Below are 17,699 nucleotides of genomic sequence, written 5' to 3'. Positions count from 1 at the left end.
GCGCGCGGGGATGCGTGTCGAGGGATGAGGTCCTCGCGACGGGCGATGGATCGTCCGCCACCCCGGACACCGGAGGTTCCCCATGACGGTTCCATCCTCATGCGCGTGGCTACGCGCGGCGCTGCTGCTCGCCGTGGGCCTGGTGGTGGTCGGCTGCACGACGCGCGGACCGGTGCGGTCGTCCACGGGCGACGAGGCGAAGCGGATACCGAGCCGCGTGCCGCACGATGCCGCCGTCCGTCCGCACTTCGGTGGCGAGGCGGCCACCACCATCGCCGATGCCATGGGATCACCGCTGATGGCGGGCGACGCCGCCTTGCCTCCACCGCCGCCGCCGGAGACGGCGCGCACGGCCATGGCGACGACCGCCGCGACCAGCACGGCCACGACGCAATGCCCGTTCGGCGAACCGGTGCCGCGGCGCGGGCTGGACTTCGGCGACACCGAGCGCGTCGTGCGTGCAGGCTATGCCCTGCTGCACAGCGCCGACCTGAAGACGCCCTACTGGGTGTGCGAGACCTATACGACGGCATCGCTGCGCAGCAACGTCGAGCGCGGGTCGCTGTCGTTCAAGGCCGACCCGCAGCTACGACTGGCGCGTGCGGTGCCGCGCGACTATGCCGGCTCCTCGCAGCACCGCACGCGGGCGGGCCTGTTCCCAATCGACATCGGCCACATGGCGCCGGCCGAAGCGCATTCGAGCAGCGCGTCGCGCATGCAGGACACCTTCTATCTCTCCAACGCGGTGCCGCAGCACCGGTCGATGAACCGCGGGCAGTGGGCGCGGCTGGAAGCCTGCGCACGCACCACCGGTCCGGTGCGCGGCGCGAAGTGGGTGATCAGCGGCCCGATGGTCTATACCGAGCGCGATGTCGCGTTCGTCACCGTCGACACCCTCGGCGACGGCGTGGTGATCCCCACGCACACTTGGAAGATTCTCGTGTACCGCACGCCTGCCGACGAACTGCGCGCATGGGCCGCAGTGATGCCGAACGAGGTGCTGCCGGAGAATGCCCAGCTCGACGACTTCGCCACCAGCATCGACGCCATCGAGGACGCGACCGGCTTCGACTTCCTGCCCCGGCTCGACGCCGCCGAACAGCGCCGGCTGGAGGGCACGGTGCAGCCGATCCCGTGCCAGTGATGGAGGTGGACCGCCTGGGACGTACCGGGTGCGATGCGGGGCGAAGCGGTTACCGGCGGATCAGTCGACCAGGCGGAGCAGGTGCGCGGTGGCGGCGGCCTGGGTGCGGTTCTCGACGTGCAGCTTGCTGAGGATGTTGGCGACGTGCCAGCGCACGGTGTTGACCGAGATGAAGAGCGACGCGCCGATCTGCGTGTTGGACGCGCCGTCGGCGAGCAGGCGCAACACGCGGATCTCGCGATGCGTCAGCGATTCGGTGATGCCGTTGACGACGAACGAGGTGGTGGCGCCTGGGGCGAACGGCACGGCGTCGTCTCCGACGGCCTCGCCTGTGCCGCCGGACGCGCAGATGCGGGCGAGATAGTCGGCTTCGACCGGTGGCAGGTGCGCCACGCTCGCCTTGTCGCGCGCGAAGGCGGCGAACGTCTCGCCGGCGGCGCTGCCCTGGTCGAGGATGCTGCGGATGAAGCCTTCCTCCGCGCCCAGCCGGAGGACGCGGCGTGCCGCGACGAAGGCGGCATCCTGCTGGCGCGTCTGTACGAAGGCGACGATGAGCAGGGACAGCAACTGGATCTCGCGCGCGCGGCGGTCGGCGGCCTGGGCCAGCACGATCAGGGCCTGCAGCGGTGCGATGGCGGCCGCGGCCTGTCCTTCGGCGATCAGCAGGCGGCACTGGCTGGTGGCGCGCAGCGCGGGCAGGCGCGACCACGCGGTGGGCAGCACGATGGCATCGTCGATGCCGGTGTGGCGCGCGAACCGCCGCGCGCCGGCCACGTCGCCGGCCGCCAGCCGCAGCCGGATGCTCTCGCCGTGGGCCAGCGCGCAGGTCCGTTCGAACGCGGCCTCGACGTTGATGGTGACCGCCTGGTCCAGGTAGGCAAGGGCGGCATGGGTCTGGCCGCGTGCGCCGAGCACGCCGGCCATGGCCAGGAAGCCGCCGGTGCGGATGTCGACGTAGGCGCATTCGTCGACGAGCGGCAGGTCCTCCTCGAGGATGGCGTAGGCGGCGTCCAGCGCATCGGCCTCGTAGTCGAGCATGGCGATCAGCACGCGCGGCATCGCCGCATTGAACGAGCGAGCGCCACTGCCCTGTACCGCGACCTCGCGCGCGCCAAGGAAGTGGCGGCGCCCTTCGGACAGCCGTCCCTGCGCCACGTGGGTGAGGCCGATGATGCAGCGGCTGTAGCAGACCCCGTACACGCAGCCCGAGTCCGCGTGGAAGTGCCCGGCCCGTTCCGCCGACACGATGGCCTGTGCAAAATCGCTGCGCGCCAGCGCGGCCAGGCCGGCGACGTTGTTGAGGCAGCCTGACAGGAACTGGTAGTCGGGCGTATCGGGCAGGCGCAACGCCGACAGCGCCTCGGTACGCTCGATGTCGTCGGCCATCAGCGCCACGATGGCGCGCAGGGTGTGGATCTCCGCGTGCAGCATGTCGCGCGCGTCGGCGGAGCCGGCGCTAAGGGTGTCGACGGCACCTTCCACCCGGCGCAGCAGGTGTTCGGCCTGGTGGACCTGCGCCATGTGCGCCACCGCCCAGCACTGGTACAGCGGCAGGCGCGGATTCTGTTCGAGCACGTACGCGGGGAAGCGCTGGATCCAGCGCGCCACCTGCGGCACGTGCCCGTGCTTGATCATGTCGATGGCGAACTGCTCGACCAGGTGCGCGGCGTGGTCGTAGTCGTCGGCGTCCAGCGCCATGTTGACGGCTTCTTCCTGCAGTCCTGCCTGCGCGAACCAGGTGCTCGCGCTGCGGTAGAGCGCCGGCACGGCCGCAGGATGCAGGCGCTTGAGCTGCGCGCGCAGGAAGTCGCGGAACAGGTGGTGGTAACGGTACCAGTGGCGCCGGGCATCCAGCGGAAGCAGGAACAGGCCCAGCGCTTCGATGCGTTCCAGCATGGCCTGCGCGTCGTCGCGACCGAGCAGCGCGTTGCAGATGTCGGCGTTCATGCGGTCGAGGATGGCGGTGTGCAGCAGGAACCGCTGGACATCCGGTGGCTGGCGCTGCACCACTTCGGCCGCCAGGTAGTCCGCGATGTCGCGCGTATCGCCCGACAGGCCATGCAGCGCGTCCTTCGGATCGCGACTGTCCTTCAGGAAGAGGCTGGCCAGGTGCAGCCCGGCCCCCCAGCCTTCGGTGTGGCGGAGCAGCAGGTCGAGTTCGCGTGGGGCCAGGTTCAGACGGTGCGCCTGTACCAGCAGCGCATGCGCTTCGGTGCGATTGAAGGTGAGTTCGCGCGTGCCGACTTCACGCATCGCATTGCGGGCCCGGTAGCGTGCGATCGGAAGCCCGGGGATCGCGCGGCTGGTGATGACCACGTGCAGGCGCGCGGAAGAACGTTCTATCAGGCAGTGGACCAGGTCGTTGAACTCCGGCGTCTCGGCCAGGTAGTAGTCGTCGAGGAACAGGACACGGTCTTCCTCGAGCCGGTCGAGGTCGTTGGCGATGCGGAGGGTGACTTCGTCCTTGTCCACCGTGGCGGCACGGCCTTCCACGAAGCTCTCCGTGGCCAGGGAAATGACCGGCCGCGCGCGGTTGAAACCGGCGATCAGGTGGCGGAGGAAGACGAAGGGGTCCTGGTCGTTGCGGTCGAGCGACAGCCACACCGCCTGGTCGCCCATGAGTTTGTGACATTGCGCGATCAGCGTGGTCTTGCCGAAGCCGGCAGCGGCCGTCACCAGCACCACCTTCGGCAGTTCGCGCACCAGCCGCGCGGTCAATCGGGGCCGGTCGATCGCATCGGCGAGCTGCGTGGGAGGACGCAGCTTCGTGGACAGGATGTGCGATGCGCCCGGCGGCATGGCCATTCCTTCTCTGGTACGCCCCTGGTGTGGCGAGAGGCGACGACCCGTTGTCGAGCGACGGCATGTCGCCGTCGCGATCCTTTCCCGATGAAGCGTCCGACGTGAATGTGACACGTGCGATGGTGCCGATTGAGGGACCGTACTCCTTTTGCGTCTTGACCGCATTTGTGACAGCAGCCATGCGCGTTGCGCGAGCAGAACCGTCCTTTAGGACGGCGACGGTGCACCGCCTTTCGATCAGAGTGCCGTCAACACGCACACGGGAGATCGCCATGAACGCCCTGGAGATGCAGAAGCGCTGTACGGCTTCCACCGAAGACGCCGCGGTGGCGCGGAGCGCGAACACCGTCATCGACGCCTGCGGCGTGCAGCACGACGGACACGGCGACCATGCGCTCGCCTGTCCCGGCGGCGCCTACCTGTGGGACCAGCGCGAGGGGCGGCTCGGCAGGATTTCCGCTGCCGTGATCGGGCTGGGACACGCCGGGCTGCCGGTCGCGATGGCGATGGCGCGCACGTTCCCGACCATCGGTTTCGACATCGATGAGATCCGCATCTGGATGCTGCGCCGTGGCGTGGACTGCACCGGCGAAGTGGCGGAGGCCGATCTCGCGCGCACCCGCCTGGAGCTGCGCGACGACAGGACGGCGCTGGCCGATTGCAACTTCTTCATCGTGGCGGTGCCCACGCCGTTGACCGCGGGCGGCAAGCCCGACCTCGCCTGCCTGGAGTCCGCGTGCGCGCTGGTGGGCGAGGTGATGCGGCCCGGGGCGGTGATCGTCTTCGAGTCCACCGTGTTCCCCGGCGCCACCGAAGAGATCTGCGGTCCGGCACTGGAGAAGGCCAGCGGGCTCGTCTGCGGCGTGGACTTCAAGCTCGCCTACAGTCCCGAGCGCGTCAATCCTGGCGACCCGGAACACACGCTCGATACCGTCACCAAGGTCGTCTCCGCACAGGATGCCGCGTCGCTCGACCTGGTGGCCGAGGTGTACGGGGCGATCATCGGGGCCGGCGTGCATCGTGCCAGTTCCATCAAGGTCGCCGAAACAGCCAAGGTGCTGGAGACCACGCAGCGCGACGTCAACATCGCGCTGATGAACGAGATGGCGAAGATCTGCGCGCTGGTCGGCATCCGTACCGCGGACGTGCTGAAGGCGGCGTCGACCAAGTGGAATTTCCTGCCGTTCACGCCCGGACTGGTGGGCGGCGGCCACCACATCGGCGTGGAGCCGCTCTACCTCAATGCCAGGGCGGAGCAGCTGGGCTACCACCCGGAGATCATCCTGGCCGGGCGCCGGATCAACGACAGCATGCCGGCCTACGTGGCCAGCCGCATCGTGCTGCAGCTCGCCGCGCAGGAGAAGAAGGTGCGTGGTGCGCGCGTGGGCGTGCTGGGCATCACCTTCAAGGAGGGGATCGCCGACCTGCGCGACTCGAAGGCGTTCGAGCTGGCCGAAGCGCTGGGTATCTACGGAATCAAGGCACGCATCGCCGACACGCGCGCCGATTTCTACGAGGCCCGGCGCGAATACGGCCTGGACCTGGAGGACGTGACGGGCTGGAACAATCTGGATGTGCTGGTGCTGGCGGTGCCGCATCCGGAATACGTCGAGGGCATCCACGCGCTGATCGGCCAGGCCTTGCGCCCGGGTGGTCTTTTCGTCGACATCAAGTCGGTCGTCGAGCCGGCCAGCCTGCGCGAGGACGTGGTGCTGCTCGCCCTGTAGTGCGCGGCCACCGGCGCACCGCGGCATCGCCCTAGCGCGGCAATGCCTGTTCGACGGCGATGCGCAGGTCGCGCGTGCCCTCGGTGCCGTCGTCGGGACGCTGCGCCATTGCGGCATGGAGAACCTGCAGCGCCGGCGCGTCGAGGTCGCCGCGCAGCACCGCTGCCAGCAGGGTGCCGCTGCGCCATCGCTCCAGCAGCGGAAGCACGAAGGCGACGCCGCGATGGGCGATCACCGCCCGGACGGCGCGTCGCTGCAGCCACAGGTCGATGGCGCTGAAGGGCGACGTGGCGCCGGGGGACGACAGGGCCAGCAGGAGCAGGCGGTCGTCGTCCGGCGCATCGCGGTGCAGGACGTCGAGTGCGGCGGACAGGCGCGGCAGGCGTTCGTGCAGCATCGTCTCGTCCCAGGCGGGCGCGAGGGCATGCGGCACCCGGAGCCAGCCGGCGAGGTAGGCATCGAGTTCGTCCCGCGCGATCGCCAGCGGCAGCGGGCAGGGCGCGGGCGCTTCGTCGCGCAGCCATGTCCACGCATCGGGAAGATCGAGCGAGGCGAGCCAGTGCTCGAGCCGCGCGTGCAACGCAGGCGCGAGGACGTCGCGCAGCGACGCGCGCTCGCCCTGCATGAGGCGCGCGCAGGCGGCACGGCACAGCGCGATGATCGCCAGCACCAGGTCGCCGCCGCCGGCGACGGTGCTGGCCACCTGGCGCCAGTCGCCGGCCTCCTGAAGGTGGACGGGGAGCAGCAGCGGATCGGGCGATGCGGCGCCCCATGGCGTCGGCGTCGCCAGGCGTTCGGCCAGCGCGGCGCGCTCGGTGCAATGACCACACATGGCAGGGCTCCAGGCGCCGGGGAATCTTCTGCCTTTCGTGTCAGGGCGTTTTCACCGGACGTCGTTATCGCGTCACTCGTTGGACGCGATCGTGCCGGTCCTGTCGAACGTCGCCAGCAGGTGGCGCATCGCACGGGTCTGCGCGTGCTCGTTTCCGTACGTGGCCTGCGTGTACGCGACGGCACTTTCCAGCGCGGTGCGTGCCTGTGCGCGGCGGCCATGGCGCAGGTCGAGGTCGGCGCGCATCACCAGCACGTTCGCCCACCATTCCGGCCGCTGGTTCGTGGCCGGTTGCCGGGGCAGCGTCGCTTCGAGCGACGACACCAGCGCGTCCGCCTGGTCGAGGTCGTCCGCACGCAGCGCCAGGCGCGCCTGCAGCAGGCGGTTCAGTAAGCCCCAGATGAAGTCGGGCGCATAGGCCTGCAGCAGTTCCGTGTTCTCCTCCAGCAGGCGGCGCGCATGCGCGAGGTCGCCCGGCGCGTTCCGTTCGATCAGGCCCTCGGCCAGGCTGATCCGGTGCAGGGGAGGCAATGGCAGGCGGTTCTGCCGGCTGTGCACCAGCGCGGCTTCCAGCATGCCGATGGCTTCGTTCACCTGCTGGCGACGGACGACGGGCGTGGGGGCACGCAGGGTGAGCAGGCGGCGGGCCAGCATCGAAGCTACCCGTTGCACGTCGTCGTGGTCCGCGGGATAGGATGCACGCAGGATCGTGTCCGCCCGGCGCAGCAGCGCGATGCCATCGATCGGGCTGTCGGGGTCGAACAGCGAAGCCAGCGCACGCACGCGCAGGACGTCGGCGTACTCGGGATGTTGCTCGCCATAGTGGCGGCGCACGATCGCCTCGGCGCGGTCCAGCCCGTCCTGGCATGCGCGCGACGCCCCGAGCGCGCAGTCGGCGTGCGCCAGCATGCGCCAGGCGCGGCCGACCAGCGGGTGCGACTCCCCCAGCTGTCGCCGGTAGTCCGCCAGCACTTTTGCCGCCAGATCGCGCCCCTCTTCCACGTGACCCAGCGCCATGAGGTTCTGGGCGACGAGGAAGCGGGCGCCATCGGCCACCAGCGGCGCGCGGTCGCGCGACAAGGCGATCGCCGCCTGCAGGTCGGCGTCGGCTGCGGCGAAGCTGAATTGCCGCAACGCCCACTGGCCTCGCAGGGTCAGCAATTCCGACTGCGCGATCGCATCGCCGTGTGTCCGGGCCAGCGCCAGCGCCGCGGTCAGGGTGCGCTCCGCCTCGTCGCGCTGCAGTTGATGCCACTGGCTGCGCGCCTGTTCGGTCAGCAATTGCAGCCGTGTGGATGCGGGCACGTCGTCGCCGGCCGCCGCCAGCGCGCTGTGGGCCACGCGGCCGGCTTCGGCGGGCTTGCCCTGCAGGTTGAGCAGCGCAGCCAGGGTGGCGGCGCTGCCGGCGGGATCGTCCGGCTGCAGCGCACTCGCTTCCTGCGCCAGCACCGTGGCGCGTGCGTAGTCGCCGATGGCCATGTAGTTGCGCGCCAGCATGGCAAGTCCGCGGGCCTGTACGCGGGGATGTTCGTGCAGGTCCATCGTCCGCATGCGCAGTTCGGCATCGGCCAGCAACTGCTGCGACGACAACGGCGTGGCGCCGAGGCTGGACAGGGTCGCGGTGCCGAGCGTCTGCTCGAACACCTGCGACAGCGCCTGCGCTTCCGCCACCTCGTGCGCCAGTTGCCGGCCATGCCAGGCGACGATGCCGCCGCCCGCCGCCAGTGCGAGCAGGCACAGGACCGTTAGGGCGGTGGCGATGCGATGGCGCGCGAACGCACGACCGATGCGGTACGCCAGTCCGCCTGCGCGCGCCTGCACGGGCTGTCCGTTCAGCCATGCGGTCAGGTCGCTTCGCAATGCGGCCACCGACGCGTAGCGTGCCTCCGGCAACGGCGCGGTGGCGCGCAGTGCGATGGCGTCCAGGTCGCCGGCCAGCTGGCGCGCCAGGGATGCCGCCGTGCGCGCACCGCGCATGCGGGCCGAGGCGACGGGCATGCGAGCGGCCAGCGACGACATCGTCGGCGTCTCCGCATCGGTGTCCGCCATCGCGGGCCCGACGAACTGCAGGGGCGATCGCGGCGGCGGCAGCATGCCGCCCAGCAGGGAGTACATGAGTCGGCCCAGCGACCAGATGTCGGCGGTGGCCTGCGGGTCGGCGGACGACAGGGCTTCCGGTGCGGTGTAGCCCTGCGACATCGCCAGGCGTGGCGCGCTGCCGGATGCGGTGAGCGAGGCGGTCAGGCCGAAGTCGAGCAACTGCACCTGGCCTTCGTCGGTCACCATCAGGTTGGACGGCTTGATGTCCTGGTGCAGCACGTGGCGCGCGTGCGCGTAGGCGACCGCATCGCAGGCCTGCACCAGCAGTTCCACCCGTCGCCGCAGTCCGCTGCGTCGACGGTCGCACCACGCATCGATCAGGTCGCCCTGCACGTAGCGCATGGCGAACCAGGGATTGCCGTGCGGATCCAGCCCGCCATCGATCAGTCCCGCGATCCCCGGGTGATCGAGCGCCGCCAGCGTTTCGCGCTCGCGCAGGAAACTGGCGACCAGCGGTGGCGACGACAGTTCGCGATGGATGCACTTCAAGGCCACCCGCTGCCGGTACTGGCCATCGTCCCGCTGCGCTTCGTAGACGGTGCCCATGCCGCCGAGGCCGATGACGCGCTCGATGCGCCACGGACCCAGGCGCTGTCCCAGCAGGGGATCGCGCGCGGAGGCCGACGACCGGGTGGGCGCGACCAGGGTCTCCGTCACTTGGTCGAGCAGGTCCGCCTGTTCGCCGGCATCCAGCGCCATGTCCGATGCCAGCAGGCGCTGCAGCATGCGGTGGGTGTCCGGATCTTCATCCTGCAGGGAAGCCAGCGCGGTGGCACGCCGTGCGACCGGCAGCGTGAGGTACTCGTCGAACAGCGCCAGCGCGCGGAGGGTGGGGGTATTCATGCCGGACGGACGCCCTGTCCGGCATCTGCACGCGGAGGTATCGGGGAGGAGGGGCGACGCGTGCACTTCATGGGACGAGGTTCCCGGCGGGCGGTGTCATGTGAGGTGACATCGGCAAGGCGAGCGTCGACAGGACGCGCCCCGGGCGGCGCATGCGGGTTCGCCGCGACGATGACATGGCGCACACGCCCGCGCGGCCAGAATCGGGCCATCAGACAGGAGAATGCCCATGACCCATCCGACCCGCGAAGACGTCATCCTGCAGCTGGATCGCGTGGATACCGCGCTGGAAGCACCGGACGCCGACAAGGCGGCGCTGATGCGGCAGGCAGTGGATTGGCTGGCGGAGAATCCGCCGAAAGTCGCGGCGGATGCGCTGTACTACCGCGAGCGCCTGCAGGTGATCCGCGAGCGCCACGGCGTCGCGTAGCGCACCACCGGCTTACGCCTGGTACTGCTTCTCTTCGATGAAGCGGGAGCCGGCCAGGCGGTTGATCGTGTTCTTCACCGCGATGCGTTCGCCATTGCGCTGCGCGACTGCGCGCGCCAAGGTGACGAATTCGCCGTCGAAGGCCTGCGCGGCTTCCTTGGCGCGCAACGCGTCCTGCACGTCCCACATGCGCTCGTTGATCGCGCGCAGGTCGCGCTTCAGCGGGGCGAGTGCTTCCTGCGCGCTTTCCAGTGGCGCCCACAGTGCGCGCAGCCCCTCCAGTTCGACCTGCACGTGCGCGCGCTTGCCGGCATCCTCGATGCGCTCGGCCTTGATCTCGAGGATGGTCAGCTTGTCGGCCAGTTCGCCGATGGAGACGGGGATGAGGATGGTGTTCATGCGGCCATTCTAGCCCTGGTGAGGCCAACGACGGCGTGCATGGCATGATGCCCCGTCATCCGTGGCCGGAGAACATCCGCATGCTGCAGCGCCTGTTCGCATCGATCCTGATGCTCGCTCTCTCTCCCCTGGCGCTCGCGGCGCCATCGCAGGTCCGCATCGTCCAGCAGGACGGCGCACATGTCCTGCTGGTCGATGGCGCGCCGTTTCGTGTGAAGGGCGCGGGCATGAGTGGCGACCGCCAGGAAGCGCTGGCCGCGCGCGGGGGCAATTCCTTCCGCACGTGGAGCACCGGTATGGACGAGGCCAGGGTGCGCGCGATGCTGGACCGTGCACAGCGCAACGGCCTGAAGGTGGCGATGGGCATCGAGGTGGGCAACGAGCGCCACGGGTTCGATTACGACGATCGCGCCGCGGTGAAGGGGCAGCTCGAGCGTATCCGCCGGGAGGTCGGTCTCTACAAGGATCATCCTGCCGTGCTGATGTGGGTGGTCGGCAACGAACTGAACCTGCACTACAGCAACCCGAAGGTGTGGAATGCCGTCGGCGGCATCGCCGACATGATCCACGCCGAAGACCCGAACCATCCGGTGATGACCACGCTGGCCGGTTTCGACAGGAAGCTCATCGACCTGCTGAAGGCGCGCGCGCCGTCGCTCGACCTGATCGGCATCCAGCTGTATGGCGACATCGGTGCGTTGCCGGAGAAGCTCGAGAGCAGCGGCTGGACCGGACCGTACGTCGTCACCGAGTGGGGCCCGACCGGGCACTGGGAAAGTCCGTTGACGACGTGGAAGGCGCCCATGGAGGACGACGCCTCGCGCAAGGCGGCGTTGCTGCAGCAGCGCTACGAACAGGTCATCGCCGCCGACACGAAGCAGGGACTGGGCTCGTACGTGTTCCTGTGGGGCGACAAGCAGGAGCGCACGCCGACGTGGTACGGCCTGTTCCTGCCCAGCGGCGCGAGCACGCCGGCGGTGGACGCCATGCAGTACGTCTGGACCGGTGCGTGGCCGGCGAACCGCGCGCCTTCGATCCGGCCATTGCGGCTGGACGGCCGCGTCGCGACCGACAGCATCGTGCTGGCGGCGGGGAAGTCGTACGCCGCGCACGCCGATGCGCAGGATGCCGACGGCGATGCCGTGACGTACACATGGACCGTGCTGCATGAGAGCACGGCCACCAGCATCGGCGGCGACCGCGAGGACGTGCCCGACGAGGTCGAACTGGTCCTGCAACAGGACGGTAAGGGCGGCATGACCCTCATCGCGCCGGACGCGCCGGGTGCCTACCGGCTGTTCGTCGAAGTCCACGACGGTCAGGGGCATGCGGCCTACGCCAACCTGCCGTTCCTGGTGGCGCGCCCCTGATCCGTCGCCCGCAGCGTTCCACCCGCAAGGTCGACCGCCAGTGCTGCGGCGCAGCATAATGGCGACATGGATGTCGCACCGCCCCCCACTTCTCTCCCCTCCGTCGCCGATGAACTGACCGCACGTCAGGTCGGCCTGATCCTGTTCGCGCTGACGCTGGGCGGTTTCGCCATCGGCACCAGCGAGTTCGCCAGCATGGGCCTGATGCCCAACATGGTGGCGTCGTTGGGCGTGACCGAGCCGCAGGTCGGGCACCTGATCAGCGCGTATGCGCTCGGCGTGGTGGTCGGCGCGCCGTTGCTGGCGATCCTCGGCGCCGGCTGGAAGCGCAAGACCCTGCTGCTGGCCCTGATGGGCTTTTATGCGCTGGGCAACCTGGCGAGTGCGCTGGGTCCGACTTACGAAAGCCTGCTGGTGTTCCGCTTCATCGCCGGCCTGCCACATGGGGCGTACTTCGGCGTCGCCGCGCTGACCGCGGTGGCGATCAGCCCGCCCAACAAGCGCGGCCGTGCGATCAGCCTGGTCATGCTGGGCCTGACCCTGGCGATCCTGATCGGCAATCCGCTGGCGACCTGGCTGGGCCAGATCATCGACTGGCGCTGGGTGTTCGCCGCGGTGGCGCTGGTCGCGTTGACCACCGCCACGCTGCTGGCGATCTGGTTGCCGGCCGGCATCGACGGCGCCAAGGCGCACCCGCTGGACGAACTGCGTGCCTTCAACCGGTTGCCGGTGTGGCAGGCGCTGGCCATCGGCGCGATCGGGTTCGCCGGCATGTTCTCGGTCTTCAGCTATCTGGCACCGACGATGCTGGAGGTGACGCGGGTGTCGCCGGCCTGGATTCCGCTGGGCCTCGCCGGCTTCGGCGTGGGCGGCGTGATCGGCAATTTCGTCGGCGGCTGGTTGTCGGACCGGTTCCAGTTGCGGGGCGCGTGGATGGTGCTGGCCTGGGCGATGGTGGCGCTGTTGCTGTTCCCGCTGCTGGCGAAGGGCTTGCCGACGATCCTGCTGGCCACGGTAACCATCGGCCTGATGGGCGCGCTCGGCCCCATCCTGCAATCGCATCTGATGGACGTGGCAGGCGATGCGCAGACGCTCGCCGCCGCCTCGCACCACGCCGCGTTCAATACCGCCAACGCACTCGGCCCCTGGCTTGGCGGCATGGCGATCACCGCAGGGTACGGGTGGACGTCGACGGGCTATGTCGGTGCCGCGATGGCGGTGGCCGGCCTGCTGATCTACCTGTGGGCGCAACGGACCTTGCGCGGCGCGGCCACGCCGGCCGAGGTCGCCTGCGATGCGGCCTCCTGATTCGCGGCTTACGCGTTTCGCGCCCGTAATCGTCTGACGCGGCGGGGCCTTACTCCGGTGCGGAGGCGGCCGGTGGCGAGCCCGAGCGCCAGCGCCGTGTGGTGCGCTGGAAGAACTGGCTGTTGGGGATCTGCAGTACGGTGTCGCCGCGCAGGGCGTCCTCTTCCAGCAGCGTGGTGTAGAGCAGGTTGATATCGATCACGCGGCCGCGCAGGCCCGGCTTGTCGCCGTTCTCCAGCACCTCGATGTGGTCGTGCACCCGGAACGGTCGCGTGGTCAGGATCAGCACGCTGCAGAAGATGTTCGACAGCACGCTCCAGGCGGCGAAGAACGCGACGGCGGCCACCGCGGTGAAGCCGGTCAGCGCGGTCCACAGCACGCTGCCCGATACGCCGAGCCGGCCCAGGGCCAGCATGCCTGCGGACATATAGACCAGGACGCCCAGCAGCCGCCGCGCGCTGACCGCCACCTGGGCCGGCAGGTGGTAGCTGTCGCAGATGCGGCGCACGATGATGCGCAACACGCGTAGCAGCACCCATGCGCCCAGCAGGATCGCGAGCGCCTGGGCGATCGGGATGGCGACCGCCGCGCCTTCCTGCAGCCAGCCGTTGAATGCGGGCCACGACATCAGCAGGCCTCCGTGGAGACGGAAGACGCGAACTGGAGGGCGGGAGAAGCGTGCTGGATCATGCCGGAAGGGTGAGGGCGCGGATGCGCAGGGTCAACCTCAGGGTTCGAACGGATGCGCCTTCCCGCAGGCGAGGACGTGGTTGTAGTCGCTGGACATGCACTGGTAGAAATCGCGCCGCACGCCGCTGGCGGATTCGCAGTCCTGCAGGCTCAGTGCGGCGAGCAGCGAACGCAGGGCGGGCGCCATGCCATCGTAGGCGGCCTGGGTCATGTAGCCGGCCCGCAGGTTCTTCTCGCCGACCTCCAGCATGGTCTCCACGCCGTACCGTGCATTGTCGACCGCCTTGCCGCAGGCGAGCATGGCATCGGCGTCGTTCACCTGCGTCAGGTGTCCGGCGATCGCCTCGACATCGGCCTGCACATCTGCCGGCAACACGCGGGGCGGCGCGCCGTCGTCTGCGGATGCGCCGGCGGCGAGCGAGAGCAGCGCGACGGCGGCGGTGATGCGGAACGACGGCCGGGTCTCTTGCATGGCGGTGGATTTGACCTCTGTTTGAAGGAAGAACGCGATTCTAGAGCGCAATGTGCTTGTGATGCGTCGTCCGACCTTGCCAGAATGCGGTGGGGACGGACCCCGGCGGTCGGAAGCATGACGCGTGGCGTCCGGGATGCCCGCTACTTCCACTTTGTGAGGACCACATGACCTACAAGCTACTTGCCGCCATCGCGCTCGCCCTGTCGAGTGTGGCGCCCGCCGCCAGCGCGGGTGAATGCGAGGACAACTTCAGCAAGTCCGGCAGCATCTTCTCGGGCAACGATTTCTCCAGCCGGGTCACGGTGCTGGACCTGTCGGTCAAGGACGCGATGGGCCAGATGCGCGGCATCATGATCGGCGAGAAGATGGACGTGATCACCGAGGATGTCGACACTGGCGCCATGCTGGTAGAACAGCGCTCCACCGGCAGCACGCGCGCGATCCCGACGCTCATCAACATCAGCGACGAGGGCGGTGCCGCCGTCGTGCAGATGACGGTGAAGACGGAAAAGGGCCAGTTGGCCAAGCAGGATGCGATGCGGCCCTACATGTGCGAGATCCTCGCCAAGATGAAGGGCGGCAAGGAAGGGCGCGCCGCGGCGGCGCAGGGCGCGAAGACGCAGAACAACGCCGACGTGACGGTGAAGGACGTCTACGTGTTCTCGCGCGAGATCGCGCGGGAAGCCAAGGGCAACGCGGTGGCCGTCACCGCACGCCACAAGGGCCGCAACTACGCGCTGCGCGGCCGCGTGGACTACGTGCAGGAGGATGGCGAGGACTACAACGTCTCGTTCGAGATTCCGCAGCCGGGCACGGGCCTGCTGCAGGTGCCCGGCGACAACGAGCCGCGCGTGGGCGTCGCATGCCTGTTCAAGCCGAACCAGTTGGCCAACGTACTGACGTTCCGCAAGGGCGACCGTGTGGTGTTCAAGGGCCAGTTCCTGCGCTACGACGACTTCAAGCGCGTGCTGTGGCTGCAGAACTGTGTGCAGACGCGCTGAGGCCGAATTGCCACGGACGATCTCCGTCCGGTTTTCCGCAAGCAGAAAGGGCGCCCTCGGGGCGCCCTTTCCGTTCGGCAGGCCGGATCGCTGCCGACCGAGCGGATGACGTCAGCTGTCCTGCCGGCGGAACACGCCCACGTTGGTATAGCTGCGGCCATCGCTCAGGTGGCCGCGCATGCGGATGACCAGCGTGTCGGCATCCACCAGTTCGCGTTCGGACCACTGCACTTCCTGGCCATCGCGCCAGGTGGTCGAGTGGAGTTGCGTGGGCGATACCGGCTCGAAGCTCAGCGCATCCGCATGCGGGGTGTCGTGATACGGGTAGGGCGTGCCGTCGGCCCTGCCGTCGAAGGCCGCGCGGTGGCGCTTGCCGTTCCTGCCCAGCCATTCCGACGCGATCGACAGCGCGCCGTCGTCCGCGCACGCCAGCCGGTAGTGGCCGGCGCGCGGTGCGCGGCCGAGCTGGTAGTCGCACTGCTCGGGCAGCAGCTGCCAGGTGCCGGCGAAGGCGGCGGCGGCATGGATCGTCATCTGCACTCCTTGTGCGGGCAGGGGTTCGACAGCAGGGCTCCATGCTAGCGAGCCCCCCCGGTGGGGCGGCTGCCAACGCTGTCTCAATTCCAGATCCGCGCTTCGCGCCGAAGGCAGGAGAGTGACCGGATGCCGCGACGAGTGTGATGCGAAGTGCGACGCATGCCACAGCGCAGCGCCGGTCATCGCGTCCGCGGGTCAGCCCCGCGTCGTGTCGGTGCTGTCGTGCGGCAGGTCAGGGAGCCCGACCGCCGCCCGAGCCGAGGACGGGCGTCCGTGCCAGGGCGGCGCATCGAGCTCGTGCGTCAGCGCGTCCGTGACCAGCAACTGGACCAGCGCGTCGTGAACCAGGGGGTCGATGGTCCTGAGGATTGCCAGGGCGCCGGCCTGGTCGTCGTCCGACATCTCGCTGTACACGCTGAACAGGTCCATCGCCAGTGCCGTGGCCTGCTTCATGCGCGTGCCGTTCGGGCTGTGGCGGCATGCCCCTGCATCGGCGCCGGCAAGGACGCGGCACGGCAGAGGAACGGCGAAGGGGGGAGTCGGCGGTGCACGTCTGAGCATTCGTTGCCGGAAGGTCTTTCCGGACGTGCCCCCGCAGCGCACTGCCGCTGGACTCAGACGGGGTCGGGCAGTTCGCCTTCGCCGAGATGGCTGAACAGGAAAGCGCGCGCTTTCCGCCAGTCGCGGCGCACGGTGCGTTCGGTCACCTTCAGGACGCCCGCGATTTCCAGTTCGCTGAGCCCGCCGAAATAGCGCATCTCCACCACCTGTGCCAGCCGCGCATCCAGCTTGGCCAGGTCGTTGAGGGCCTGGTCGAGGATCAGCAACTGCTCCAGCCGTGAGCTCTGGCCCGGTTCGGTGGTTTCGTCCAGCGGCAGCAGGTCCATGCCTTCGCCCCGCTTCTCCGCGAGCGTGCGACGGACCTCGTCCAGCAGGACGAAGCGCATGGCGCGCGCGACCAGCGCCACCAGGTGGGCGCGGTTCTCCACGCTGAAGTCGGCACTGGCCAGCTTCAGCCACGTCTCGCTGATCAACGACGTGGGCGAGCGCACATGGCCGCGCCGCTGTTGGCGGATCTGCGACCGGGCGATCTGGTGCAGGTCGCGGTACAGCAGCGCGTAGATGCGGTTCCAGGCGCCGGACTCGCCCTTCTCGACCTCCCCCAGCAGCTGGGTGACGGAATCCGGGTCCGCGGGCGGTATGGCGGCCACGTCGAGCGAGCCCGGCAGGTCCTCCGCGCCGGCTCCGATCCCCTCAATGTCCCGCCGCCCTGTCATGTCCGGAATGTGCCTGTCATCACGATCTCGTTCCTTACATATAAACCCCTCCCGGGGCCGTCAAGCAAGCCGTAACCCCTGCTTCGTCCGCCGACATGCCGGGAACGGGGGGCAGGGAGCCGGGAATGCGCGGTGCAGGTATCGGAAGAGCGGGATCCACAAGAGGACGGCATGGGTAGTTCGAGGAAGGTCTGTGCGGTAGTGGCGTCGGCAATGGCGCCGATCGGGACGGGGGACATCGCCGCGGCGGAAAAGGGAGCGACCCATGGTGCATGAGGACGCGGTGGATACTGCGCGGAAGGACGGCGATGCGGCGGATGAGCCGCAGGCGCTGGCCGTTGCGCTGCCGGCGCACTGGCCCCTTCCTCAAGGCGTCGGTCCCAGGGCGCTCAGCCAGTGGCCCATCACCGAGCGCCTGACGGCGGAGGAGTGGAAGCAGCTGATGAATGCCTTGCCCGGCCGCGTCGGCGCGCGGGCGCGCCATGGCGGCAACGCGCGCCGGTTCATCGAGGCGGTGTTGTGGGTCGCGCAGACCGGTGCCTACTGGTCGGATCTGCCACGCGACTTCGGTTCCTGGCACGGCATCTATGTCCGTTTCATCCGGTGGGCGCAGGACGGCAACTGGGCCCAGGTGCTGGCGCATTTCGACCCGCAGGACCAGCGCGCCCTCGATCTGCATGCCTTGATCGAACGCTACCTGCATCGCAACAACACCAAGTACCTCAGCCGGGCGATGCGCGCTTCCTGAGCATGTCCTGTGACGT

Annotated in this window: 16 protein-coding genes; 7 read left to right on the top strand and 9 right to left on the bottom strand. The window is 69.2% G+C overall.

All coding sequences use genetic code 11. The annotated features are described in order from the left end of the window. The first annotated feature begins 82 nt into the window (after positions 1 to 82). Complete coding sequence (locus CSC78_RS08435; protein WP_162337467.1) at positions 83 to 1,144, top strand: DNA/RNA non-specific endonuclease; 1,062 nt, start codon at positions 83 to 85, stop codon at positions 1,142 to 1,144. 60 nt (positions 1,145 to 1,204) lie between these two features. On the opposite strand, the gene CSC78_RS19170 is transcribed toward CSC78_RS08435, so the two are convergent. Beyond that, the gene (locus tag CSC78_RS19170) at positions 1,205 to 3,943 is read right to left on the bottom strand and encodes a LuxR C-terminal-related transcriptional regulator (RefSeq protein WP_274379349.1); all 2,739 of its coding nucleotides are present in this window, start codon (positions 3,941 to 3,943) and stop codon (positions 1,205 to 1,207) included. A gap of 275 nt (positions 3,944 to 4,218) precedes the next feature. On the opposite strand from CSC78_RS19170, the gene CSC78_RS08425 reads away from it, so the two are divergent. Then, positions 4,219 to 5,673, top strand: a complete 1,455-nt coding sequence (locus CSC78_RS08425) for a nucleotide sugar dehydrogenase (RefSeq protein WP_238391206.1) — start codon at positions 4,219 to 4,221, stop codon at positions 5,671 to 5,673. 31 nt (positions 5,674 to 5,704) lie between these two features. Here CSC78_RS08425 and CSC78_RS08420 read toward each other — a convergent pair whose 3' ends face one another. Then, a complete protein-coding gene (locus CSC78_RS08420; RefSeq protein ID WP_162337466.1) occupies positions 5,705 to 6,505 on the bottom strand; it encodes a hypothetical protein in 801 nt (266 codons plus the stop codon). Between the two features lie 72 nt (positions 6,506 to 6,577). Further along, positions 6,578 to 9,448: a serine/threonine-protein kinase gene (locus CSC78_RS08415; RefSeq protein ID WP_162337465.1), complete on the bottom strand. Its 2,871-nt coding sequence runs from the start codon at positions 9,446 to 9,448 to the stop codon at positions 6,578 to 6,580. A gap of 229 nt (positions 9,449 to 9,677) precedes the next feature. On the opposite strand from CSC78_RS08415, the gene CSC78_RS08410 reads away from it, so the two are divergent. Continuing rightward, positions 9,678 to 9,878: a hypothetical protein gene (locus CSC78_RS08410; RefSeq protein WP_162337464.1), complete on the top strand. Its 201-nt coding sequence runs from the start codon at positions 9,678 to 9,680 to the stop codon at positions 9,876 to 9,878. Between the two features lie 12 nt (positions 9,879 to 9,890). Here CSC78_RS08410 and CSC78_RS08405 read toward each other — a convergent pair whose 3' ends face one another. After that, positions 9,891 to 10,277 carry a DUF6165 family protein gene (locus tag CSC78_RS08405; RefSeq protein WP_162337463.1) on the bottom strand — a complete coding sequence of 129 codons (387 nt, stop codon included), beginning with the start codon at positions 10,275 to 10,277 and terminating at the stop codon, positions 9,891 to 9,893. 110 nt (positions 10,278 to 10,387) lie between these two features. On the opposite strand from CSC78_RS08405, the gene CSC78_RS08400 reads away from it, so the two are divergent. After that, positions 10,388 to 11,647, top strand: a complete 1,260-nt coding sequence (locus CSC78_RS08400) for a glycoside hydrolase family 2 TIM barrel-domain containing protein (RefSeq protein WP_238391212.1) — start codon at positions 10,388 to 10,390, stop codon at positions 11,645 to 11,647. Positions 11,648 to 11,713: 66 nt separating this feature from the next. Then, positions 11,714 to 12,955 (top strand): MFS transporter, encoded by a 1,242-nt coding sequence (locus tag CSC78_RS08395; protein ID WP_162337462.1) that lies wholly within the window; start codon positions 11,714 to 11,716, stop codon positions 12,953 to 12,955. 49 nt (positions 12,956 to 13,004) lie between these two features. Here the strand turns inward: CSC78_RS08395 and CSC78_RS08390 are convergent, their stop codons facing one another. Both CSC78_RS08390 and CSC78_RS08385 read right to left on the bottom strand, forming a co-directional pair. Continuing rightward, positions 13,005 to 13,583 carry a mechanosensitive ion channel family protein gene (locus CSC78_RS08390; RefSeq protein ID WP_162337461.1) on the bottom strand — a complete coding sequence of 193 codons (579 nt, stop codon included), beginning with the start codon at positions 13,581 to 13,583 and terminating at the stop codon, positions 13,005 to 13,007. Positions 13,584 to 13,682: 99 nt separating this feature from the next. Next, the gene (locus CSC78_RS08385) at positions 13,683 to 14,117 is read right to left on the bottom strand and encodes a hypothetical protein (RefSeq protein WP_162337460.1); all 435 of its coding nucleotides are present in this window, start codon (positions 14,115 to 14,117) and stop codon (positions 13,683 to 13,685) included. A gap of 167 nt (positions 14,118 to 14,284) precedes the next feature. Here CSC78_RS08385 and CSC78_RS08380 point away from each other — a divergent pair, with 167 nt between their 5' ends. Then, complete coding sequence (locus CSC78_RS08380; RefSeq protein ID WP_162337459.1) at positions 14,285 to 15,121, top strand: hypothetical protein; 837 nt, start codon at positions 14,285 to 14,287, stop codon at positions 15,119 to 15,121. A gap of 111 nt (positions 15,122 to 15,232) precedes the next feature. Here CSC78_RS08380 and CSC78_RS08375 read toward each other — a convergent pair whose 3' ends face one another. The 3 genes from CSC78_RS08375 to CSC78_RS08365 all read right to left on the bottom strand — a co-directional run bounded on the left by CSC78_RS08375 (position 15,233) and on the right by CSC78_RS08365 (position 16,935). Continuing rightward, complete coding sequence (locus CSC78_RS08375) at positions 15,233 to 15,655, bottom strand: hypothetical protein (RefSeq protein WP_162337458.1); 423 nt, start codon at positions 15,653 to 15,655, stop codon at positions 15,233 to 15,235. A 198-nt stretch (positions 15,656 to 15,853) separates the two neighbouring features. Then, on the bottom strand, positions 15,854 to 16,111 hold the full coding sequence (locus CSC78_RS08370) for a hypothetical protein (protein ID WP_162337457.1): 258 nt from the start codon (positions 16,109 to 16,111) through the stop codon (positions 15,854 to 15,856). A gap of 161 nt (positions 16,112 to 16,272) precedes the next feature. Continuing rightward, entirely contained in the window at positions 16,273 to 16,935 is a 663-nt protein-coding gene (locus tag CSC78_RS08365; protein ID WP_162337456.1) for an ECF-type sigma factor, read from the bottom strand. Between the two features lie 265 nt (positions 16,936 to 17,200). On the opposite strand from CSC78_RS08365, the gene CSC78_RS08360 reads away from it, so the two are divergent. Then, entirely contained in the window at positions 17,201 to 17,683 is a 483-nt protein-coding gene (locus CSC78_RS08360; RefSeq protein ID WP_162337455.1) for a transposase, read from the top strand. Positions 17,684 to 17,699: the final 16 nt, after the last annotated feature.

It is taken from the genome of Pseudoxanthomonas japonensis (assembly GCF_010093445.1).
Classification (GTDB): Bacteria; Pseudomonadota; Gammaproteobacteria; order Xanthomonadales; family Xanthomonadaceae; genus Pseudoxanthomonas_A; species Pseudoxanthomonas_A japonensis.
This window is presented reverse-complemented; position numbering and strand designations above follow the sequence as displayed.

Excerpts from the sequence above, each read along its gene's own strand:
- CSC78_RS08435 (WP_162337467.1), top strand. The coding sequence starts at position 83 with ATGACGGTTCCATCCTCATGCGCGTGGCTACGCGCGGCGCTGCTGCTC.
- CSC78_RS19170 (WP_274379349.1), bottom strand. The coding sequence starts at position 3,943 with ATGCCGCCGGGCGCATCGCACATCCTGTCCACGAAGCTGCGTCCTCCC.
- CSC78_RS08425 (WP_238391206.1), top strand. The coding sequence starts at position 4,219 with ATGAACGCCCTGGAGATGCAGAAGCGCTGTACGGCTTCCACCGAAGAC.
- CSC78_RS08420 (WP_162337466.1), bottom strand. The coding sequence starts at position 6,505 with ATGTGTGGTCATTGCACCGAGCGCGCCGCGCTGGCCGAACGCCTGGCG.
- CSC78_RS08415 (WP_162337465.1), bottom strand. The coding sequence starts at position 9,448 with ATGAATACCCCCACCCTCCGCGCGCTGGCGCTGTTCGACGAGTACCTC.
- CSC78_RS08410 (WP_162337464.1), top strand. The coding sequence starts at position 9,678 with ATGACCCATCCGACCCGCGAAGACGTCATCCTGCAGCTGGATCGCGTG.
- CSC78_RS08405 (WP_162337463.1), bottom strand. The coding sequence starts at position 10,277 with ATGAACACCATCCTCATCCCCGTCTCCATCGGCGAACTGGCCGACAAG.
- CSC78_RS08400 (WP_238391212.1), top strand. The coding sequence starts at position 10,388 with ATGCTCGCTCTCTCTCCCCTGGCGCTCGCGGCGCCATCGCAGGTCCGC.
- CSC78_RS08395 (WP_162337462.1), top strand. The coding sequence starts at position 11,714 with ATGGATGTCGCACCGCCCCCCACTTCTCTCCCCTCCGTCGCCGATGAA.
- CSC78_RS08390 (WP_162337461.1), bottom strand. The coding sequence starts at position 13,583 with ATGTCGTGGCCCGCATTCAACGGCTGGCTGCAGGAAGGCGCGGCGGTC.
- CSC78_RS08385 (WP_162337460.1), bottom strand. The coding sequence starts at position 14,117 with ATGCAAGAGACCCGGCCGTCGTTCCGCATCACCGCCGCCGTCGCGCTG.
- CSC78_RS08380 (WP_162337459.1), top strand. The coding sequence starts at position 14,285 with ATGACCTACAAGCTACTTGCCGCCATCGCGCTCGCCCTGTCGAGTGTG.
- CSC78_RS08375 (WP_162337458.1), bottom strand. The coding sequence starts at position 15,655 with ATGACGATCCATGCCGCCGCCGCCTTCGCCGGCACCTGGCAGCTGCTG.
- CSC78_RS08370 (WP_162337457.1), bottom strand. The coding sequence starts at position 16,111 with ATGAAGCAGGCCACGGCACTGGCGATGGACCTGTTCAGCGTGTACAGC.
- CSC78_RS08365 (WP_162337456.1), bottom strand. The coding sequence starts at position 16,935 with ATGACAGGGCGGCGGGACATTGAGGGGATCGGAGCCGGCGCGGAGGAC.
- CSC78_RS08360 (WP_162337455.1), top strand. The coding sequence starts at position 17,201 with ATGGTGCATGAGGACGCGGTGGATACTGCGCGGAAGGACGGCGATGCG.